Here is a 16060-nt window from a genome sequence, read left to right on the forward strand (position 1 = left end):
AGGTATTGCCGGACCACAAATTGCGCCTGACAGGCCCCATTAAAGGCCTCCGGGGCATAAACCATGCAAGTGGAGCACAAAATCTATTTCTGCCGCACAAACGCTCAAGCCGGAGCACAACCCCGCACAAGCGCGGCTCACACCCGGAAGCCGACGCGCTTGGGTTGCTGGTTCACGAACCACTGCACGGCCAGCCGGTAGCTTTCCAGCCCGAAGCCGCTGATGCTGCCGGCGCAATTTCGGCCCAGCAGGCTTTTTTGGCGGAAGTCTTCGCGGGCGTGCAGGTTGCTCAGGTGCACTTCCACCACGGGCGTGGCGATGGCGGCCACGGCATCGGCCAGGGCCACGCTGGTGTGGGTATAGCCGCCGGCGTTGAGCACAATGCCGTGGTGCGAAAAGCCCACTTCGTGCAGCTTGTCAATGAGCGCGCCCTCGTGGTTGGACTGAAACTGCGTGAGCGTGTGCTCCGGAAAAGCCGCTTCCAGCTCCGGAAAAAAGTCTTCGAACGAGCGGGTGCCGTACACGCCGGGCTCGCGGCGGCCGAGCAGGTTGAGGTTGGGGCCGTTGATAATCAGAATGTGCATGGCAAGCCGCGCGGGGCGGAAAAAGGCGTTGTGAAAGCAAATACATCAGGGCTGCACCACCACGCGGCGCGTGAGCACGCCCGCCGCGGTGCGGGCCCGCACCAGGTACACGCCGGGCGCCACGGTGCCCAGGTCGAGCACGGCGCCGGCGGCCGCGGCAGTAGCCGAAACGGTGCCCGTCCACACGGTCTGGCCCAGCATCGACTGCACGGCCACGGCCACCGGCGCGGTGCCGGCGGCCGTGCCCTGGCTCAGGCGCAGGGTGAGCTGGCCGCGGGTGGGGTTGGGGTAAACATCGAGCGTGGCGCCTGCCAGCTGCGGGCCGGTGGTGGCCAGGCCCGTGGGTATCAGGAAGCCGGCCGTGTTGTCGAGCAGGTCGTCGCTGCTGCCCTGCACGGCGTTGGAGCCCATGCCGCGCCGGGCAAACACCTGCCAAATCAGCGCCTGATTGGCCCCGCCAAACGTGGCGCGGTCGGCGGCCAAGATGGCGTCGCGGCCGTCCAGGAAGCCGGGGCTGCAGGGCTGCAGCTTCAGGGCGTCCATCACCAGTTGCAGGGTTTTGTTGTTGCCGCCGGTGCCGGTGCTCAGGTTGGCGTCGTAGCCGTAGCGCTGAATCATGGCCCAGTTCAGGTCCCACAGCACGGTGCACCACACCAGCCCGATGTTGTGCGAGTCGTAAGGGTAGCCAAACCCGTCGTCGCCGTAGTTCACGCCGTTCACCGTCTGGCCGATGAAGGCGTAGGTGGCATTATTGGCGGCAAAATTGGTGCTGTAGGGCAGCGGCCGGATGCCCGGCCCCGAAGTGGGCTGGCTCAGGACGTAGGTGCCAATGCCTCGGGGCGTGGTGCCCACATCGCCGGGCCGGGTGGTCATCCACAGCTCAAAAAAGTCGCTCCAGCCTTCGCCCATCTGTTCGGCGTTGTCGAGGCAGTTGGGCGCGCCGGCCGGGCCGCCCGTGAGGCGCGTGCTGATGCCGTGCGCGTACTCGTGCGCCACCACGCCGTTGTCGAAGCCGCCGTTGCGGTCGGGCGGCGCGGCGGCCCCTCGCAGCGAGGCCGTGAGGGGCCCGCCGGAGGCCATGGCCGTTTTCAGGCGCTGGCCGTCGGTGCGCGTCACCATCACCAGCGGTATGCGCAGGCCCACCGTGTCGGCCGGGTCCATTTCCAGATGCACCAGAAAATCCTGGCTGTGCAGCAGCACCAGCGCCCGGGCGCCCGCCTGCTGGGCCGCGCGCAGCTTGTCGACATAGGCGCAGTCGTAGTCAAAATCGGCCACGGCGATGTTGCCGCGCACCTGGGCCGCATTGAGCCAGGTGCCGCGGCAGCCGCTGGAAGGGGTAGAAGAGCCGTCGTTGGCCAGCACCAGCGTGCCGCTCAGGGGCGCGCCCAGGGGCAGGGCCCGGCCCACGGGGGCCGGCATCGCGGCGTAGGTGCCGGCGGCCGGGCCGGAGCCGGCCACCGTGAGGGCGTTGGGCAAGAGCATCTGCCAGATGCCCAGCACAATCTCAGGATAGGAGAAGGGCGTGATGACGCCGTCGGCGGTGGGGTTGAAATAGCCTTCGCTGTAGTTCTCCCCAATCTGGGCCCGGATATAGTCGCCGCCGCCGGCCACGCCGGAGTAGTTAGTGGCCTGGAAGTTGCCGCTGGCCTCGCTGAAGCCGTAGCGCAGGCTCAGGTCGTGCATCAGGTTGGCCCAGTAAAACAGGTTGGTGAGGGCGGCTGGCTGGTTGGCTTGGGCCGAAAGCGCCGGATTGTGGGCAAAGTCGAATTCCAGCCCCGTGCCGCCATCGGGCGAAAAGCCGGGCGTGACCACGTGGTTGCCCGTCGGCGTGAAGGCGTACGCGTTGTTGCCGCGGCTGATGGTGTATTCCGGGCCGGCCGCGCCGTTGGTGTCGTGCCAGCCGAAGGGCGAGGCCACCGCGTCGGCCGGGCTCACCGCCACAGTGGCGGCGCCGTGCAGGGGGCTTTCGAGCGGTGCGGCAAACACGCGGTAGCCATTGGCCACGGCGGGGCCCTGGGCCCGCTGCGGGCTGGCAGGCGCCGACGCCGGCAGGGCCGCGCCGGCTTTTCTCGTCTCGCGAATGATGCGGTTGCGGGCCTTGAGCACCCGGCCGGTGGCGGCGTCCACCAGCACAGTCCAGGCGTCGGGGCCGGTGGCGGGGCGCACCTGCACCTGCCACGCGGCCGCCAGTGCCCCGGTGGGCCGGCGCAGGTACACCAGGGTGGCGGGCTCGGGGGCGGCGGTGGCGGGCTGACGCAGGTGGGTCAGGGCCGTGGCGGTAGCGGCGCTGGACGTCACCGCGGGCGCTGCCAGCCGGGTCACCGCGGCTCTCAGGCCACCCACAAAGCTGCCGGTGCGGCTGAGCAGCTTGCCGGCCGCGTCGAAGTGCAGGCCGACTTCGGTGCCCTGCACCGCGGTGCCGTTGAGCTGCTGGCACAGAAAGGCGTGGCGCAGGCCGTTGTGCGCGTCGGAGTAGCTACCCGTCACCACTAGGTCGTTCAGGTCGGCATCGCTCAGGCCCAGGCTGGCGGCGTGGGCCCGCACGTACTCCAGGGCTTGTGTCTGCACGGGCGAGGCAACGGTGGCGGTCGGCGCGGTGGGCTGGGCCAGCACGGGCATTGCGCCCAGCAGGGCCGCGCAAAACAGAAGCCGACGGTGGGTGGCAGTGAGGAAAAGTGGCAGCATGCAGGAAAGGAAAAGGTGAGATGGATAAGCCGTGGATGCCGACCCCGGGCGAAAGGTTGGCTCAGCTGCCGGCAAAAATGCGCCAATTTTCGGCCCCGGCCCCGGCCGCCGCCCCGGCTGGCCTACTTTTGCCCCATGACCTGGCCCCAAGCCCTGAAACAATTCGACGGCTACCTGCGCCTCGAAAAGTCGCTCTCGCCCAACTCCGTGGAAGCCTACGTGCGCGACGCCACCAAGCTGCAGCAGTTTCTGGTGTTCCAGAAGCTGCACGTGGGCCCGCTGCAGGTGACCACCGAAATCCTGCGCGAGTTTCTCACCACCTTGCAGGGGCTGGGGCTGGGCGCCACCTCGCAGGCCCGCACGCTGTCGGGCCTCAAGGCCTTCTTCAACTTCCTCATCATGGAAGACCTGCTGAAGCTCGACCCCACCGACACCCTCGAAGCCCCCAAAACCGGCCGCCACCTGCCCGACACCCTCAGCTACCCCGAGATTGAGCAGCTGCTGACCGCCATCGACCTGAGCACCGACGACGGCCTGCGCGCCCGCGCCCTGCTCGAGGTGATGTACTCGTCGGGCCTGCGCGTGAGCGAGCTGTGCGACTTGCGCCTGAGCAACATGTACGCCGACCAGGGCTTCATCAAAGTGGTGGGCAAGGGCAATAAGGAGCGCCTCGTGCCCATCGGCCGTGAAGCCCTCAAGCACCTCAACTTCTACTTGAGCGGCGTGCGCGGCCACCTCGACATCAAGCCCGGCGCCGAAGATTTCGTGTTTCTGAGCCAGCGCGGCCGGCCGCTTTCGCGCATCACCGTCTTCACCACGCTCAAGAAACTGGCCGAGCAGGCGGGCCTGCGCAAAACCATCAGCCCGCACACCTTGCGGCATTCCTTTGCCACCCACCTCATCGAGGGCGGGGCCGACCTGCGCGCCGTGCAGGAAATGCTGGGCCACGCCAGCATCACCACCACCGAGATTTACACCCACCTGGATAGGGATTACCTGCGGCAGGTCATCACCGAGTTTCACCCACGAAGCTAAGAAACAGGCGAAAGGGGAGGGGCCCGGCATTGTACCGGCCATTTTCAAGGCCGCATTGTGTAAATTTGGCCTTTATGCTTCCGTCGAATGGCCGATAACCGATACAAGAACACTCCCGCCGGCCCGTCGGCTAACCGCCCGGCCGAGCCCCGGCCCACGCGGCGCAACGAGCCCCGCGCCAACGGCCCGGCGCCCGAGCCCGCCCCGGCCCGTGCCCCCGAGCCCCGGCCCGCCGCGGCCAACGTGCCCAAAGCTGCCCGCCCGGCGCCCGCGGCCAAGCCCGCCAAGCCGCCCCGCGAGCCCCGGGGGCCCATGCCCGGCGTGGGCAAGCTGCTGGAAATCCTGCGCGACCGCCGCTTCCACCTCTTTGTGGGTTTTGGCTTGCTGCTGGCCAGCCTCTACCTCACCATCGCCTTCACCTCTTTCCTGTTCACGGGGCACGCCGACCAGAGCGTGGTGGCCTCGCTGAGCACCGTGCCGGTGAAAGAAGCCGGGCAGGAATCCGGCAACTGGCTGGGGCTGTTGGGGGCGTGGGCGGCTCAGCTCTTCATTTACAAGCTGTTTGGGGTGGCGGCGTTTGCGCTGGTGCCCATCGTGTTTTTTCTGGGGGCTAAAATCGTCTTCCGCACCGCCAAGGTGTCGGTGAGCTACGTGCTGGCCCTGGGCCTGTTCACCATGGCCTGGCTGAGCGTGCTGCTCGGCTACGTGGTGGTCACGCTGGCCACGCCCGGCGCCGACCCCGTGCTGGCCCACCGCCTCGACTTCCTGTGCGGCGGCGTGGGCTTCGAGGCCGCTTCCTGGCTCGATAGCCTCATTGGGTGGGGCACGGTGCTGCTGCTGGCTTTTGCGCTCATCTCGTTTGTGGTGTTCTTCTTCAACGTCACCAGCCTGAATCTGGGCAACTTCCGCCGCCTGAGCACCGAAGACGACGCCGACGAAGACGCCGAGCTGGAAGCCGAAATAGCCGCCGAGCAGGCCGCCGCTGCCGCGCCGGCTCCCGTGGCGCCCGCCGCCCCGCAAATGACCCTGAAAACGCGCCCCGCCGCGCCCGCGGCAGCCGTTTCAACCGCCGCCACCAACTCCGCCGCCGGCGCCCAGAACACCGATTTGGAGCTGGACAGCGACGAGCCCGGCACGGCTCCGGTTGAGTTCGAGCCCGCCCCGCGCATGGGCGCCGGCGTGGCCCTGAGCGTGGGCAGTGCGGCCCTGGCCCCGGCCGCGGCGCTGGCATCTACGGCGGCCGGCGCTGCCACGGCTGCCGCCGCCGCGGCCGTGCCGCTGGTGGCTTCCGGCCCGGCTTTTTCCATTGAGATGCCCACGGCTGAAGTGGTGGAAGTGGCGCCCAGCGCGCCCACGGCCACCATTCCCACGCCGCTCTCGCTGGCCGACCTGGCCGATGGCGACATGCCTGCCGTGGCCCCGCTGGCGCCCGCTGCCCCGGTGGCCCCGGCGGCCACGCGCCCGCTCGAAATCACCGTGCCCGGCCGCGACGACCTTGACCCCAACGCCGGCGCCGACATCGCCGCCGTGGCCGACGAAGACGAGGACGCCGACGCCATGCCCCCCGGCAACTACGACCCCACGCTGGAGCTCTCGCGCTTCCAGTTCCCCACCCTGGAACTGCTCAACGACTACGGCGTGGCCAAGGCCCAGGTAACCAAGGAAGAGCTGGAAGCCAACAAGGACCGCATCGTGGAGACGCTGGGGCACTACGGCATCGGCATTGCCAGCATCAAGGCCACCATCGGGCCCACCGTCACGCTTTATGAGATTGTGCCTGAAGTGGGCGTGCGCATTTCCAAAATCAAGAGCCTGGAAGACGACATTGCCCTGAGCCTGGCCGCGTTGGGTATCCGCATCATTGCGCCCATTCCGGGCAAGGGCACCATTGGCATTGAGGTACCGAACACGAAGAAGGAGATGGTGAGCATCCGCTCGGTGCTGGGCTCGGAGAAGTTTGCCCGCTCGGAGATGGATTTGCCGGTGGCCTTCGGCCGCACCATCACCAACGAGGTGTTCGTGGCCGACCTGGCCAAAATGCCCCACTTGCTCATGGCCGGCGCCACGGGCCAGGGCAAGTCGGTGGGCCTGAACGTGATTCTGGCTTCGCTGCTCTACAAGCGCCACCCCGCCCAGCTCAAGTTTGTGCTCGTCGACCCCAAGAAGGTGGAATTGAGCATTTTCAACAAGATTGAACGCCACTACCTGGCCAAGCTGCCCGACACCGACGAGGCCATCATCACCGACACCAAGAAGGTGGTGAACACGCTCAACTCGCTGTGCATGGAGATGGACCGGCGCTACGACCTGCTCAAGGAAGCCGGCTGCCGCAACCTCAAGGAGTACAACGCCAAGTTCATCGAGCGGCGCCTCAACCCGAAGAAAGGCCACCGTTTCCTGCCCTTTATCGTGCTGGTCATTGACGAGTTGGCCGACCTGATGATGACGGCCGGCAAGGAGGTCGAGACGCCCATTGCCCGCCTCGCGCAGCTGGCCCGCGCCATTGGCATTCACCTCATCGTGGCCACGCAGCGCCCGTCGGTGAACGTGATTACCGGCATCATCAAGGCCAACTTCCCCTGCCGCATCTCCTTCAAGGTGACGAGCAAAATCGACTCGCGCACCATTCTGGACACCGGCGGTGCCGACCAGCTCATCGGCCAGGGCGACATGCTCTTCTCGGCGGGTTCCGACCTGATTCGGGTGCAGTGCGCCTTCATCGACACGCCGGAGGTGGACCGGGTTTGTGACTTCATCGGCGAGCAGCAGGGCTATTCTGACGCCTACCTGCTGCCCGAAGTGGCCGGGGCCGACGGCGACGCCGGCAGCGGCAACGAGGAGATGGACCCTTCTGAGCGCGACACCATGTTTGAGGAAGCGGCCCGCTGCATCGTGCTGCACCAGCAGGGCAGCACCTCGCTGCTGCAGCGCAAGCTCAAGCTGGGCTACAACCGCGCCGGCCGCCTCATCGACCAGCTGCAGCACGCCGGCATCGTGGGGCCGTTTGAGGGCAGCAAGGCCCGCGACGTGCTCATCCCCGACGAGTACCAGCTGGAGCAGCTGCTCAACTCGATGAAGTAGGACAGGCTTCCGTTTGGCTACTTTTTTTGCCTCATCGCGGCATCATTGGCATTTTGGCCGGACGTTTGTTAAACGAAATCCGTATCAGGCCATCAGAGCGCATTCAACCCCGCTCACAGCTTTTTCCATCTAATGAAAAAATACCTCTCTTCCCTGTTGCTCGCGGCCACGCTGGCGCTGCCCGCCGCCGCCCAGCAGGACCCCAAGGCTGGCAAAATTCTTGACCAGATGAGCGCCAAATACCAGGCCCTGAAAGCTTTCCAGGCCACTTTCACCCAAACGCTGGAAAACCCCGGCGCGAAGGTGAAGCAGAACATCAACGGCGACATCGTGGTGAGCGGCCAGAAATTCCGCCTCAAAATCAGCGGCCAGGAGGTCATCAACAACGGCACCACCACCTGGACCTACCTGAAAAACGAAAACGAGGTCAACATCTCCGACTCGGACCCGGACTCGCAGGATATGTCGCCCTCGCAGATTTATACGATGTATAAAAAGGGCTACAAGTACACCTACGTGCAGCAAGTCACGGAAGGCGGCGAGCCCCTCGACGTGATTGAGCTGGCCCCGGAAAACCGCCAGAATGACGTGTTTAAGGTGCGCCTGAAAGTGCGCAAGAAGGATGCTTCGGTGAAAAGCTGGCAGATGTTCAAGAAGAACGGCAACCAGTACACCTTCCTCATCAAAAACTTCAAGCCCAACCCGCCCGTCGACGCCAACACCTTTGCCTTTGATAAGGCCAAGTACAAAGGCGTGAAAGTGGTGGATTTGCGGTAATCGTAGGTTGCCCTCCGAATTAGAAAACGGCCCGCTCCGAAAGAGGCGGGCCGTTTTACATTTGCTGCATGCGCGAAGATTTCTACCATTACGTCTGGCAGCACCAGTACTACGACAAGCTGAATTTGCGCACCACCGGCGGCGAGGAAATCCAGGTGCTGCGCCCCGGCCACCGCAACGCCGACGCCGGCCCCGATTTCCTGAATGCCCGCCTGCGCATCGGCGAGGTGGAGTGGAACGGCGCCGTTGAAATCCATCTGCGCGCCTCCGACTGGGCGCGTCATCAGCACCAAATCGACCCCAAATACGACCAGGTGATTTTGCACGTGGTGGCCAGCGCCGACGCCGAAGTGACCCGCACCAACGGCAGCGTGATTCCCGCGCTGGCCTTGCAAACCCGTGTTGCGCCCGAGCTGCTGGCGCGCTACCACGCCTTGGTAGAAGCGCCCGCGGCTGCGCCGCTGCCGTGCGCACCGCTGCTGCAGCTGGTGCCCGAAATCACCAAAACCATGATGACCGAGCGCGCCCTCCTGGAGCGCGTGGAGCACAAGGCCGACGCCGTTATGACCCTGCACGACAGCCTTGGGCAGGACTGGGAGGCCACCGCCTACCACGCGCTGATGGCGGCGTTTGGCTTTCAAAAAAACAGCGAGCCCCTGGCCCGGCTGGCCAAGGCCGTGCCGCTGCCCGTGCTGCGCCGCCATCGCCACGACCAACGCCAACTCGAAGCGCTGCTGTTCGGGCAGGCCGGGTTTCTTGTTGAAAATGAAGAGACGGCAGCCGATGACTACATCCGCGACTTGAGGCAGGAACACGACTTCCTGCGGCACAAATACAGCCTGGCCGAAACTGCCCTGCAGGCCCATGAGTGGAACTACCTGCGCCTGCGGCCGGCCAACTTCCCGCCGGTGCGCCTGGGCCAGCTGGCCGGCCTGCTGCACGCCCGCCCGGCCCTGTTCGACGCCCTGCTGACGGCGCAGAGCGTGGCGGCGCTCACCGAGTTTTTTCAGGCGCCGGCCCCGGAATACTGGCGCCGCCATTTCCGGCCGGGCCGCCCGGGCAAAGTGCCGGCCCTGGGCAAAAGCAGCATCGACCTGCTCATCACCAACGTGGTGGTGCCCCTGCGCGTGGCCTACGCCCGGCACGTGGGCCAGCCGGCCGTGGTGGAAAGCAGCCTGGCCTTGCTCAGCCAGCTGCCGCCCGAACACAACCAGTACACCGACGTGTACGATGCTCTTGGCTTCGCGCACCGCACGGCGGCCGAGTCGCAGGGGTTGCTGGCGCTGCACAAGCAGTATTGCGCGCCCCGCCGCTGTCTGCACTGCACCATTGGCAGCCGTTTGGTACAACAACCCCGCGTCGCTCGATGAAACTTGCTATTGCGTTGGTTCTGAATGCGGTGCTGCTGGCGGTGCTGCTGCCGTGGCTGCGGCGGCAGTGGGAGCGGGCGCCGGCCTGGGCGCGCGGGCTGCTGGCCTGGGGGCTGGCCGGGCGGCTGCTGGTGGGCGCCTGGCGGGGCTGGCACCTGGCCGACGACGCCCTGTTCATCAGCGAGCAGGCGGCCTCCGTGACGCGCCTGCTGCGGGCGGGGCAGGTGTGGCAAGCGCTGTTCACCGACGAGGTGGGCTGGCGCCAGCAGGTCATCACCTACTACGGCATGTCCAACACGCTGTTCATGGCTAAAATCCTGGGGTGGCTGAATTTGGCCTCGCTGGACAGCGGCTGGCTGAACGGCATCTACCTGAGCTTGTTCAGCTTCGTGGGCTGCTGGACGTTGGCCAGCATTTGCTTGCGGCTGTTTCCGCGCACGCCGCCAGCCGCCGCCGTGGTGGCGTTTGTGGCGTGGCCCACGGTGGTCTTTTGGGCGGCTGGCGTGGCCAAGGAGCCGCTGCTGCTGGGCAGTGGAGCCTGGCTGCTGGCCCTGTACCTGCAGTTGTTTTACGGGCCGGGCGTGGCGTCGGGCCGGGGGCGGGCTGCCACGGTGGTGGGCCTGCTAGTGTTGGCGTATGTACATTTTTTCATGCGCTATTTTTTCGCGGCGCCCTTGCTGGGGGCGCTGGCGGGGCTGGCCGTGGTGCACCTGCTGCAGCGGCTGGGCGGCGCGCGCAGCCGGGTGGCGCAGGTGCTGGTGCTGGCGGCGGTGCTGGCCGGCGGCGCCTGGGCGGCTACCCAAGTGAGCGTGGCGTTCCGGCTCAATAAATTCACCAACCAAACCATGCGCATCTACGCGCACTCGCTGGAGATGTCGGCCGCCAAGGCCCACATTGAGTACCCGGACCTGCGGCCCACCGCCGAAAGCTTTCTGCGCCACGCCCCGCAGGCGGCCCTCAATGCCTTCACCCGGCCGTGGGTGGGCGAGTCGTGGCAGCCGCTGTACGTGGCCGCTGCCCTCGAAAACCTGGCGCTGCTGGGGCTGTTTGCCACCGCGGCCTATGCCGCGTGGCGCAAGCGCTGGGGCCATTTGCCCTTCGGGCTCGTGGCGGCCCTTGCCATATTCTGCTTGGTGCTGGCCGTATTGCTCGGCCTGAGCACGCCCAACCTGGGCTCGCTGAACCGCTACCGCAGCGCGGTGCTGCCCTACCTGGTGTTCCTGCTGCTGCAAAACGACGTGGCCGCACGGGCCCTGCGCCGGCTGGGGCTGGGCAGTGGCCAGCATGCGCCCGGCGAAGAGCCGCCCGCCGCCCCGGTGCCCGGCAGCAATGCTCCTGCGACGGGCGCCGTACCTTTGTAGCTCTCCGCGACCCGGACGGCCCAGTTGCGGCGCCCGGTCCTCGCCCCAGCCCTCTGCAACCTCTTCTAATGGAAAACCCCGTTATCATTCTTGGCGCCCAAACCGTGGGCACCGCCGCCCTCGACGCTTTTCTTTCCAACGACGTGGTGGTGTACTGCCTGCTCGACGACGATAAAAAGCTGCAAGGCACCGAGCTGCTCGACGTGCCCGTGATGGGCAACACCGACGACGGCGAGCTGCTGAAATTGCTGGGCAAAAAGTGCGAAGTCTTTGTGGCCACCGACGACACCGCCAGCCGCCGCAGCCTCACCGAGATGCTGCGCAACGAGTACGAGGCCGTGCCGGTGAATGCCATTCACGAGCGCGCCAGCGTATCGAACCATGCCACGCTGGGCCACGGCAACTACGTGGGCCCCAACGCCGTGGTGGCGGCCACTGCCACGCTCGGCGACGGCTGCCTGGTGAACGGCAACGCCGTGGTGGAAGCCCGCGCCACCGTGGGCAACTTTGCCCAGCTGGGCAGCGGCGCCCTCATCGGGGCCGACGTGCAGGTGGGCGAGCAGGCTTTCGTGGGCGCCGGTGCCGTGGTGGTGGCCGGCGTCAAAATCGGCGACAAAGCCCGCGTGGGCGCCGGCTCGGTGGTGGTGGCCGACGTGCCCAACGGCCAGACCGTGTTCGGCAACCCCGCTGTGAAAGTGTAAATTATAGTTGTCAGTTGCTCGTTGTCAGCTGTTAGTCTCAGACTTCGCAGTTGACAACGAGCAATTGATAACGAGCAATTGACCATTATGGACTACCAGGTTCTTCTGTACTACTGCTATACGCCGATTGAGAACCCCGAGCAATTTCGGGAAGAGCACCACCGCCTGTGCCTGGAGCTGGACTTGCGCGGCCGCATCATCGTGGCCGCCGAAGGGCTGAACGGCACCGTGTCGGGCACCCGCGAAAGCTGCGCCCGTTACATGGAAATCGTGAAGGCCGACCCGCGCTTTGCCGCGTTGGAGTTTAAGGTGGACGACGTGGCGGCCCACACCTTCCAGAAGCTGCACGTGCGCGTGAAGCCCGAAATTGTGCACAGCAGCCTGCGCCACGTGCGGCCCCACGAGAAAACCGGCCAGCACCTGTCGCCCGAGGAGTTCAAGGCCCTGAAGGACCGCGACGACGTGGTGGTGGTCGACGTGCGTTCGGACTACGAGTACAATCTCGGCCGCTTCAAAAACGCGGTGACGTTGGACATCGAAAACTTCCGCGACTTCCCCGACCGCGTGGAGCGCCTTAAGGAGTTTAAGGACAAGAAAATTCTAACCTACTGCACCGGCGGCGTGAAGTGCGAAAAAGCCAGCGCCTACTTGCTGGAGCAAGGCTTCGAAAACGTGTACCAGCTGCACGGCGGCATCATCAAGTACGGCATTGAGGCCGGGGGCGAGGACTTCGACGGCCAGTGCTACGTGTTCGACAACCGCGTGGCCGTGGACGTGAACCGCGTGAACCCCACCGTGATATCGCGCTGCCAGCACTGCCAGCAGCCCAGCAACCGCCTCATCAACTGCGCCAACCCGCACTGCAACGCCCACCTGCCGCTGTGCGAAGCCTGCGGCGACCAGCTGCAGGGCGCCTGCTCCGAAGCCTGCGCCGCCCACCCCGACAAGCGCGCCTACGACGGCACGGGTTCTTACCCCAAGCTAAGCAACCATTACAACCCTGCCCAAGGCCTGGCCTCGTACAAGGCCTGAAACGACTTCCCTCGCTCCGTTCCCACCCCGAACACCTTCTCACCATTCCCATGATTCCCTCTTCCGAGCTCATCCTGAACCCCGACGGCAGCATTTACCACCTCAACCTGCTGCCCGACCACATTTCCGACACCATCCTCACCGTGGGCGACCCCGGCCGGGTGGCCCAGGTGAGCCGGCATTTCGACTCGGTGGAGTTTGAAACCACCCACCGCGAGTTCGTGACCCACGTGGGCTACTACCGGGGCAAGCGCATCACGGTGCTGAGCACCGGCATGGGCACCGACAACATCGACATCGTGATGAACGAGCTCGACGCGCTGGTGAACATCGACTTTGTGTCGCGCACGGTGCGGCCCCAGGAGGAGCGCATGAGCCTGCGCATCATCCGGCTGGGCACCAGCGGCAGCCTGCAAGCCGACGTGCCCCTGGGCTCGATGCTGGCCACCGAGCACGCCGTGGGCCTCGACAGCCTGGCCCAGTTCTACCCGCTGATGGAAACCGGCCTGGAAACCGAAGTAGCCACCGAGCTGCAAAAATCCCTCGGCTTGCCCTACGCGCCCTACGTGGTGCGGGGCTCCGACCTGCTGCGCGAGCAGCTGGGGGCCGGCATGGTGATGGGCAACACGCTCACCTGCCCCGGTTTCTACGGCCCCCAAGGCCGCAGCCTGCGCCTAGAGCTGCGCATCCCCAACTACATCGAGCGCCTGCAGAACTTCCGCCACCAGAGCGCCGAGGGCGAGTTCCGCCTCACCAACTTCGAGATGGAAACGGCCGGCTACTACTCGCTGGGCCGCATGCTGGGCCACGAGGTGCTGTCGCTGAATGCCATCGTGGCCAACCGCGCCACCGGCGAATTTGCCGACAACGCCGGCGCCGTGGTCGATGCCATGATTGAGCAGACCCTGCAACGCCTCGTCTGAACCACGGATTCGACGGATTTTTCGGATTTCGCGGATTTTGTGGACGATGCAATCATCTAGTTGTAATTCAAAAACAAACAGAGAAGGCCATCCCGACGGGATGGCCTTCTCTGTTGCTGTTCTTGGGTTGACATCCACAAAATTCGCGAAATCCGAAAAATCCGTCGAATCCGTGGTTCAGACGAGTTCGGCCAGGAATTTCATTGTGTCCACCCGGTCGGCGTACTCGTCGACGGGCGGCGACTGGGCTTGCCCAAACGGGTGGCTGCCCGCAAAACGCGCCCCGGCCGAAACCACGCACTGCATTTGAGCGGCAATGTCTGTCAGTTGGTCTACGAGGTCGATTTCGCTGGAGTATTCGGAATAAAAGACCATTGAAATGGGCGAAACCAGCCCCTGGCTAGGCCGGATGAGGAAGAAGCCGTTGTCGAAATGCGGCTCGTTGTTCACCAGCAGAATGCTCTTGTTGTAGTCGTAGTTGTTGTTGTACTTGTGGTGGTGCACCACCCCTTCGAAGGGCTGCAGGGCATCGAGCAGGGACACGAAGCTGTAGTCTTTGGGCACGAACAGCTTGCTCACGTTGCGGCAGCCCAGGCCGTAGTACTGGAAAATGTCGGGGCCCAGCTTGGCCAGCTCCTCGTTGGTTTCCTGCCCCGTCAGCACGGCTACGCTGGTGCGGTTGCGACGGATGATGTTGGGCTTCTTGCCGAAATAATACTCGAAGTAGCGCGCCGTGTTATCGGAGCCGGTGGCGATGAAGGCATCGGCGGCATTGAGGCGCGGCAGTACCTGCATGAAGTCCGCAAAGCGCGGCTCAATGCGGGTCAGTTCTTCCATGAGCCAGAGCATGAGCACGGTGTCGTCGGCGCTGAGCTTGGCCAGCAGCACGTGGCCGCTGATGAGCACGCACAGCATATCGTGAAAGCCCACCATGGGGATGTTGCCGGCCATCACCACGCCGATTTTGTGCACGGTGGTGGGCTCGGGCGGGTAGCGGCCGGCCCAGCGGCGCAGCGGCGCCTCGGCCAGCAGGTGGGCCAGGCCGGCGAAGGCGGCCGTCACGTTCGGGGTGTCGAACCAGGCGTTTTGGTTGCGGGCGCGGGCGGCCAGGGCCGTAAGCTCGTCGGGGGAGAGGGAGGCCAGGCGCTGGCCCAGGGCCACAAAAGCGGCAAGTCGTTCGGATTGATTCATGCAAAAGGGGAGGCCCGGCGCGCCAGGGCGACGCGCGGGCAGAGGAATTGTCAGCAAAATTGGGCTAAACCATGCAAACCCGGTCGGTGTTGGCTAATTTTGTCCGGCCAATGACCGGCGCGCGCCCGCTTTTTTACGTAAAGCCTGCTCGAACTGCTTTGGTTTCTTCACAACTTTGACCCCCCGACGCCACATGGCCATCATGATAACCGACGAGTGCATCAACTGCGGTGCCTGCGAGCCGGAATGCCCCAACAACGCCATTTACGAAGGCGGCGCCCAATGGCGCTGGGCCGATGGCACGACGCTGAAAGAAGTCACCGCCGCCGACGGCACCGTGGTAGCGGGCACGGCCCCGCAAACGCCCGTTTCGGACGAATACTACTACATCGTGTCGGATAAGTGCACCGAGTGCGTGGGCTTCCACGAAGAGCCCCAGTGCGCCGCCGTGTGCCCCGTGGACTGCTGCGTGGACGACCCCGACCTGCGCGAAACCCGCGAGCGCCTGCTCGAAAAGAAAGAATGGCTGCACATCGCCGCCTGATTTCTTGTACTTGAAAAGGAAAAGGCCGCTTCCAAAGGAGCGGCCTTTTTGGTGGCAATTAATTCTGCAAATTGCTGCTTACTGTGCCGATTCAGCCGAAGCCGCCTGCGGCGTCAGTTTTACCCCCGTGAACAGCTGGGGGTTGCTCACCGACGCAATGGGCTCGACGTTCAGGCGCTTGTCGAAGCGGCTCACGTTGGCCAGCTTGAGCAGGGTCTCATAATTGGCGGTGTGCCCGGCTTTGGTTTTGATAAAGAAGCTGTTGACCCGAAGCGTTTCGGGATTGTAGCTCACTTCCAGCGCGGTGGTGTCGCGCCAATAGGTGTAGAGGGCTTCGGTGGCGCCCGACGGGCCCACGCGGGGCGTGCGGTCGTGGTCGGGGCGAATGCTTTGGCCGGTGAGGGGCTGGGCTATTTGGTCGGCGTTCATGCCCAACAGGGCCGGCACATCGAAGGCCCGGCTCACGGGCGGCACCGCGGTGGCGGTGGGCGCATCAGCGGCGGGCTGGTCGGTGGCCGCGCACCCCAGCAAGAAACCCAGCGGCAGGAGGAAACGGTAGCGCATCAGTTCAGAGTTAAGTGAGGCAGAAGGAGGTATACGCAAAAGCTGGCGCGTGCGACCAACTCTTCTGATTGCCATCCCCGCAGCATGCGCCGGGCACGAGCGGGGCCTGCCACTTAAATTCGGCCGCCAATGAACCGCAACGGCCGGCAAACCCCTTTAGAACCGCCGGCGTGTAGCGTGGACTCCGCGAGTCCGCGCCTGCCAGAACGTTC

At 65.3% G+C, this 16060-nt stretch carries 13 protein-coding genes; 9 read left to right on the forward strand and 4 right to left on the reverse strand.

The window, feature by feature from the left end:
* Nucleotides 1-137: 137 nt before the first annotated feature.
* Together aroQ and IC234_RS02105 are read right to left on the reverse strand one after the other, a co-directional pair.
* Nucleotides 138-584: a type II 3-dehydroquinate dehydratase gene (aroQ, locus tag IC234_RS02100; protein ID WP_190922171.1), complete on the reverse strand. Its 447-nt coding sequence runs from the start codon at nt 582-584 to the stop codon at nt 138-140.
* Between the two features lie 45 nt (nt 585-629).
* Nucleotides 630-3269: a M36 family metallopeptidase gene (locus tag IC234_RS02105; protein ID WP_190922172.1), complete on the reverse strand. Its 2640-nt coding sequence runs from the start codon at nt 3267-3269 to the stop codon at nt 630-632.
* A gap of 135 nt (nt 3270-3404) precedes the next feature.
* On the opposite strand from IC234_RS02105, the gene xerD reads away from it, so the two are divergent.
* The 8 genes from xerD (at nt 3405) to IC234_RS02145 (ending at nt 13549) form a co-directional block, all read left to right on the forward strand.
* Nucleotides 3405-4304: a site-specific tyrosine recombinase XerD gene (gene xerD / locus IC234_RS02110; RefSeq protein ID WP_190922173.1), complete on the forward strand. Its 900-nt coding sequence runs from the start codon at nt 3405-3407 to the stop codon at nt 4302-4304.
* Between the two features lie 87 nt (nt 4305-4391).
* Entirely contained in the window at nt 4392-7385 is a 2994-nt protein-coding gene (locus IC234_RS02115) for an FtsK/SpoIIIE family DNA translocase (RefSeq protein ID WP_190922174.1), read from the forward strand.
* Nucleotides 7386-7517: 132 nt separating this feature from the next.
* Nucleotides 7518-8162: a LolA family protein gene (locus IC234_RS02120; protein ID WP_190922175.1), complete on the forward strand. Its 645-nt coding sequence runs from the start codon at nt 7518-7520 to the stop codon at nt 8160-8162.
* Between the two features lie 68 nt (nt 8163-8230).
* Entirely contained in the window at nt 8231-9532 is a 1302-nt protein-coding gene (locus tag IC234_RS02125) for a DUF2851 family protein (protein ID WP_190922176.1), read from the forward strand.
* Nucleotides 9529-10893 (forward strand): hypothetical protein, encoded by a 1365-nt coding sequence (locus tag IC234_RS02130; RefSeq protein WP_190922177.1) that lies wholly within the window; start codon nt 9529-9531, stop codon nt 10891-10893. Before IC234_RS02125 ends, IC234_RS02130 begins: the two co-directional genes overlap by 4 nt.
* Nucleotides 10894-10961: 68 nt before the next feature.
* Nucleotides 10962-11594, forward strand: coding sequence for a NeuD/PglB/VioB family sugar acetyltransferase (locus IC234_RS02135; RefSeq protein WP_190922178.1), 633 nt, complete (start codon nt 10962-10964; stop codon nt 11592-11594).
* Nucleotides 11595-11681: 87 nt separating this feature from the next.
* Entirely contained in the window at nt 11682-12626 is a 945-nt protein-coding gene (gene trhO / locus IC234_RS02140; RefSeq protein WP_190922179.1) for an oxygen-dependent tRNA uridine(34) hydroxylase TrhO, read from the forward strand.
* Between the two features lie 50 nt (nt 12627-12676).
* Nucleotides 12677-13549, forward strand: a complete 873-nt coding sequence (locus IC234_RS02145; RefSeq protein ID WP_190922180.1) for a nucleoside phosphorylase — start codon at nt 12677-12679, stop codon at nt 13547-13549.
* 177 nt (nt 13550-13726) lie between these two features.
* On the opposite strand, the gene IC234_RS02150 is transcribed toward IC234_RS02145, so the two are convergent.
* Complete coding sequence (locus IC234_RS02150; RefSeq protein WP_190922181.1) at nt 13727-14740, reverse strand: acyl-CoA reductase; 1014 nt, start codon at nt 14738-14740, stop codon at nt 13727-13729.
* 193 nt (nt 14741-14933) lie between these two features.
* On the opposite strand from IC234_RS02150, the gene IC234_RS02155 reads away from it, so the two are divergent.
* Nucleotides 14934-15284, forward strand: a complete 351-nt coding sequence (locus tag IC234_RS02155; protein WP_190922634.1) for a 4Fe-4S dicluster domain-containing protein — start codon at nt 14934-14936, stop codon at nt 15282-15284.
* A gap of 78 nt (nt 15285-15362) precedes the next feature.
* On the opposite strand, the gene IC234_RS02160 is transcribed toward IC234_RS02155, so the two are convergent.
* Complete coding sequence (locus IC234_RS02160) at nt 15363-15848, reverse strand: hypothetical protein (protein ID WP_190922182.1); 486 nt, start codon at nt 15846-15848, stop codon at nt 15363-15365.
* Between the last annotated feature and the right edge of the window lie 212 nt (nt 15849-16060).

The sequence above is a fragment of the Hymenobacter armeniacus genome (assembly GCF_014699055.1).
GTDB classification, from domain to species: Bacteria; Bacteroidota; Bacteroidia; order Cytophagales; family Hymenobacteraceae; genus Hymenobacter; species Hymenobacter armeniacus.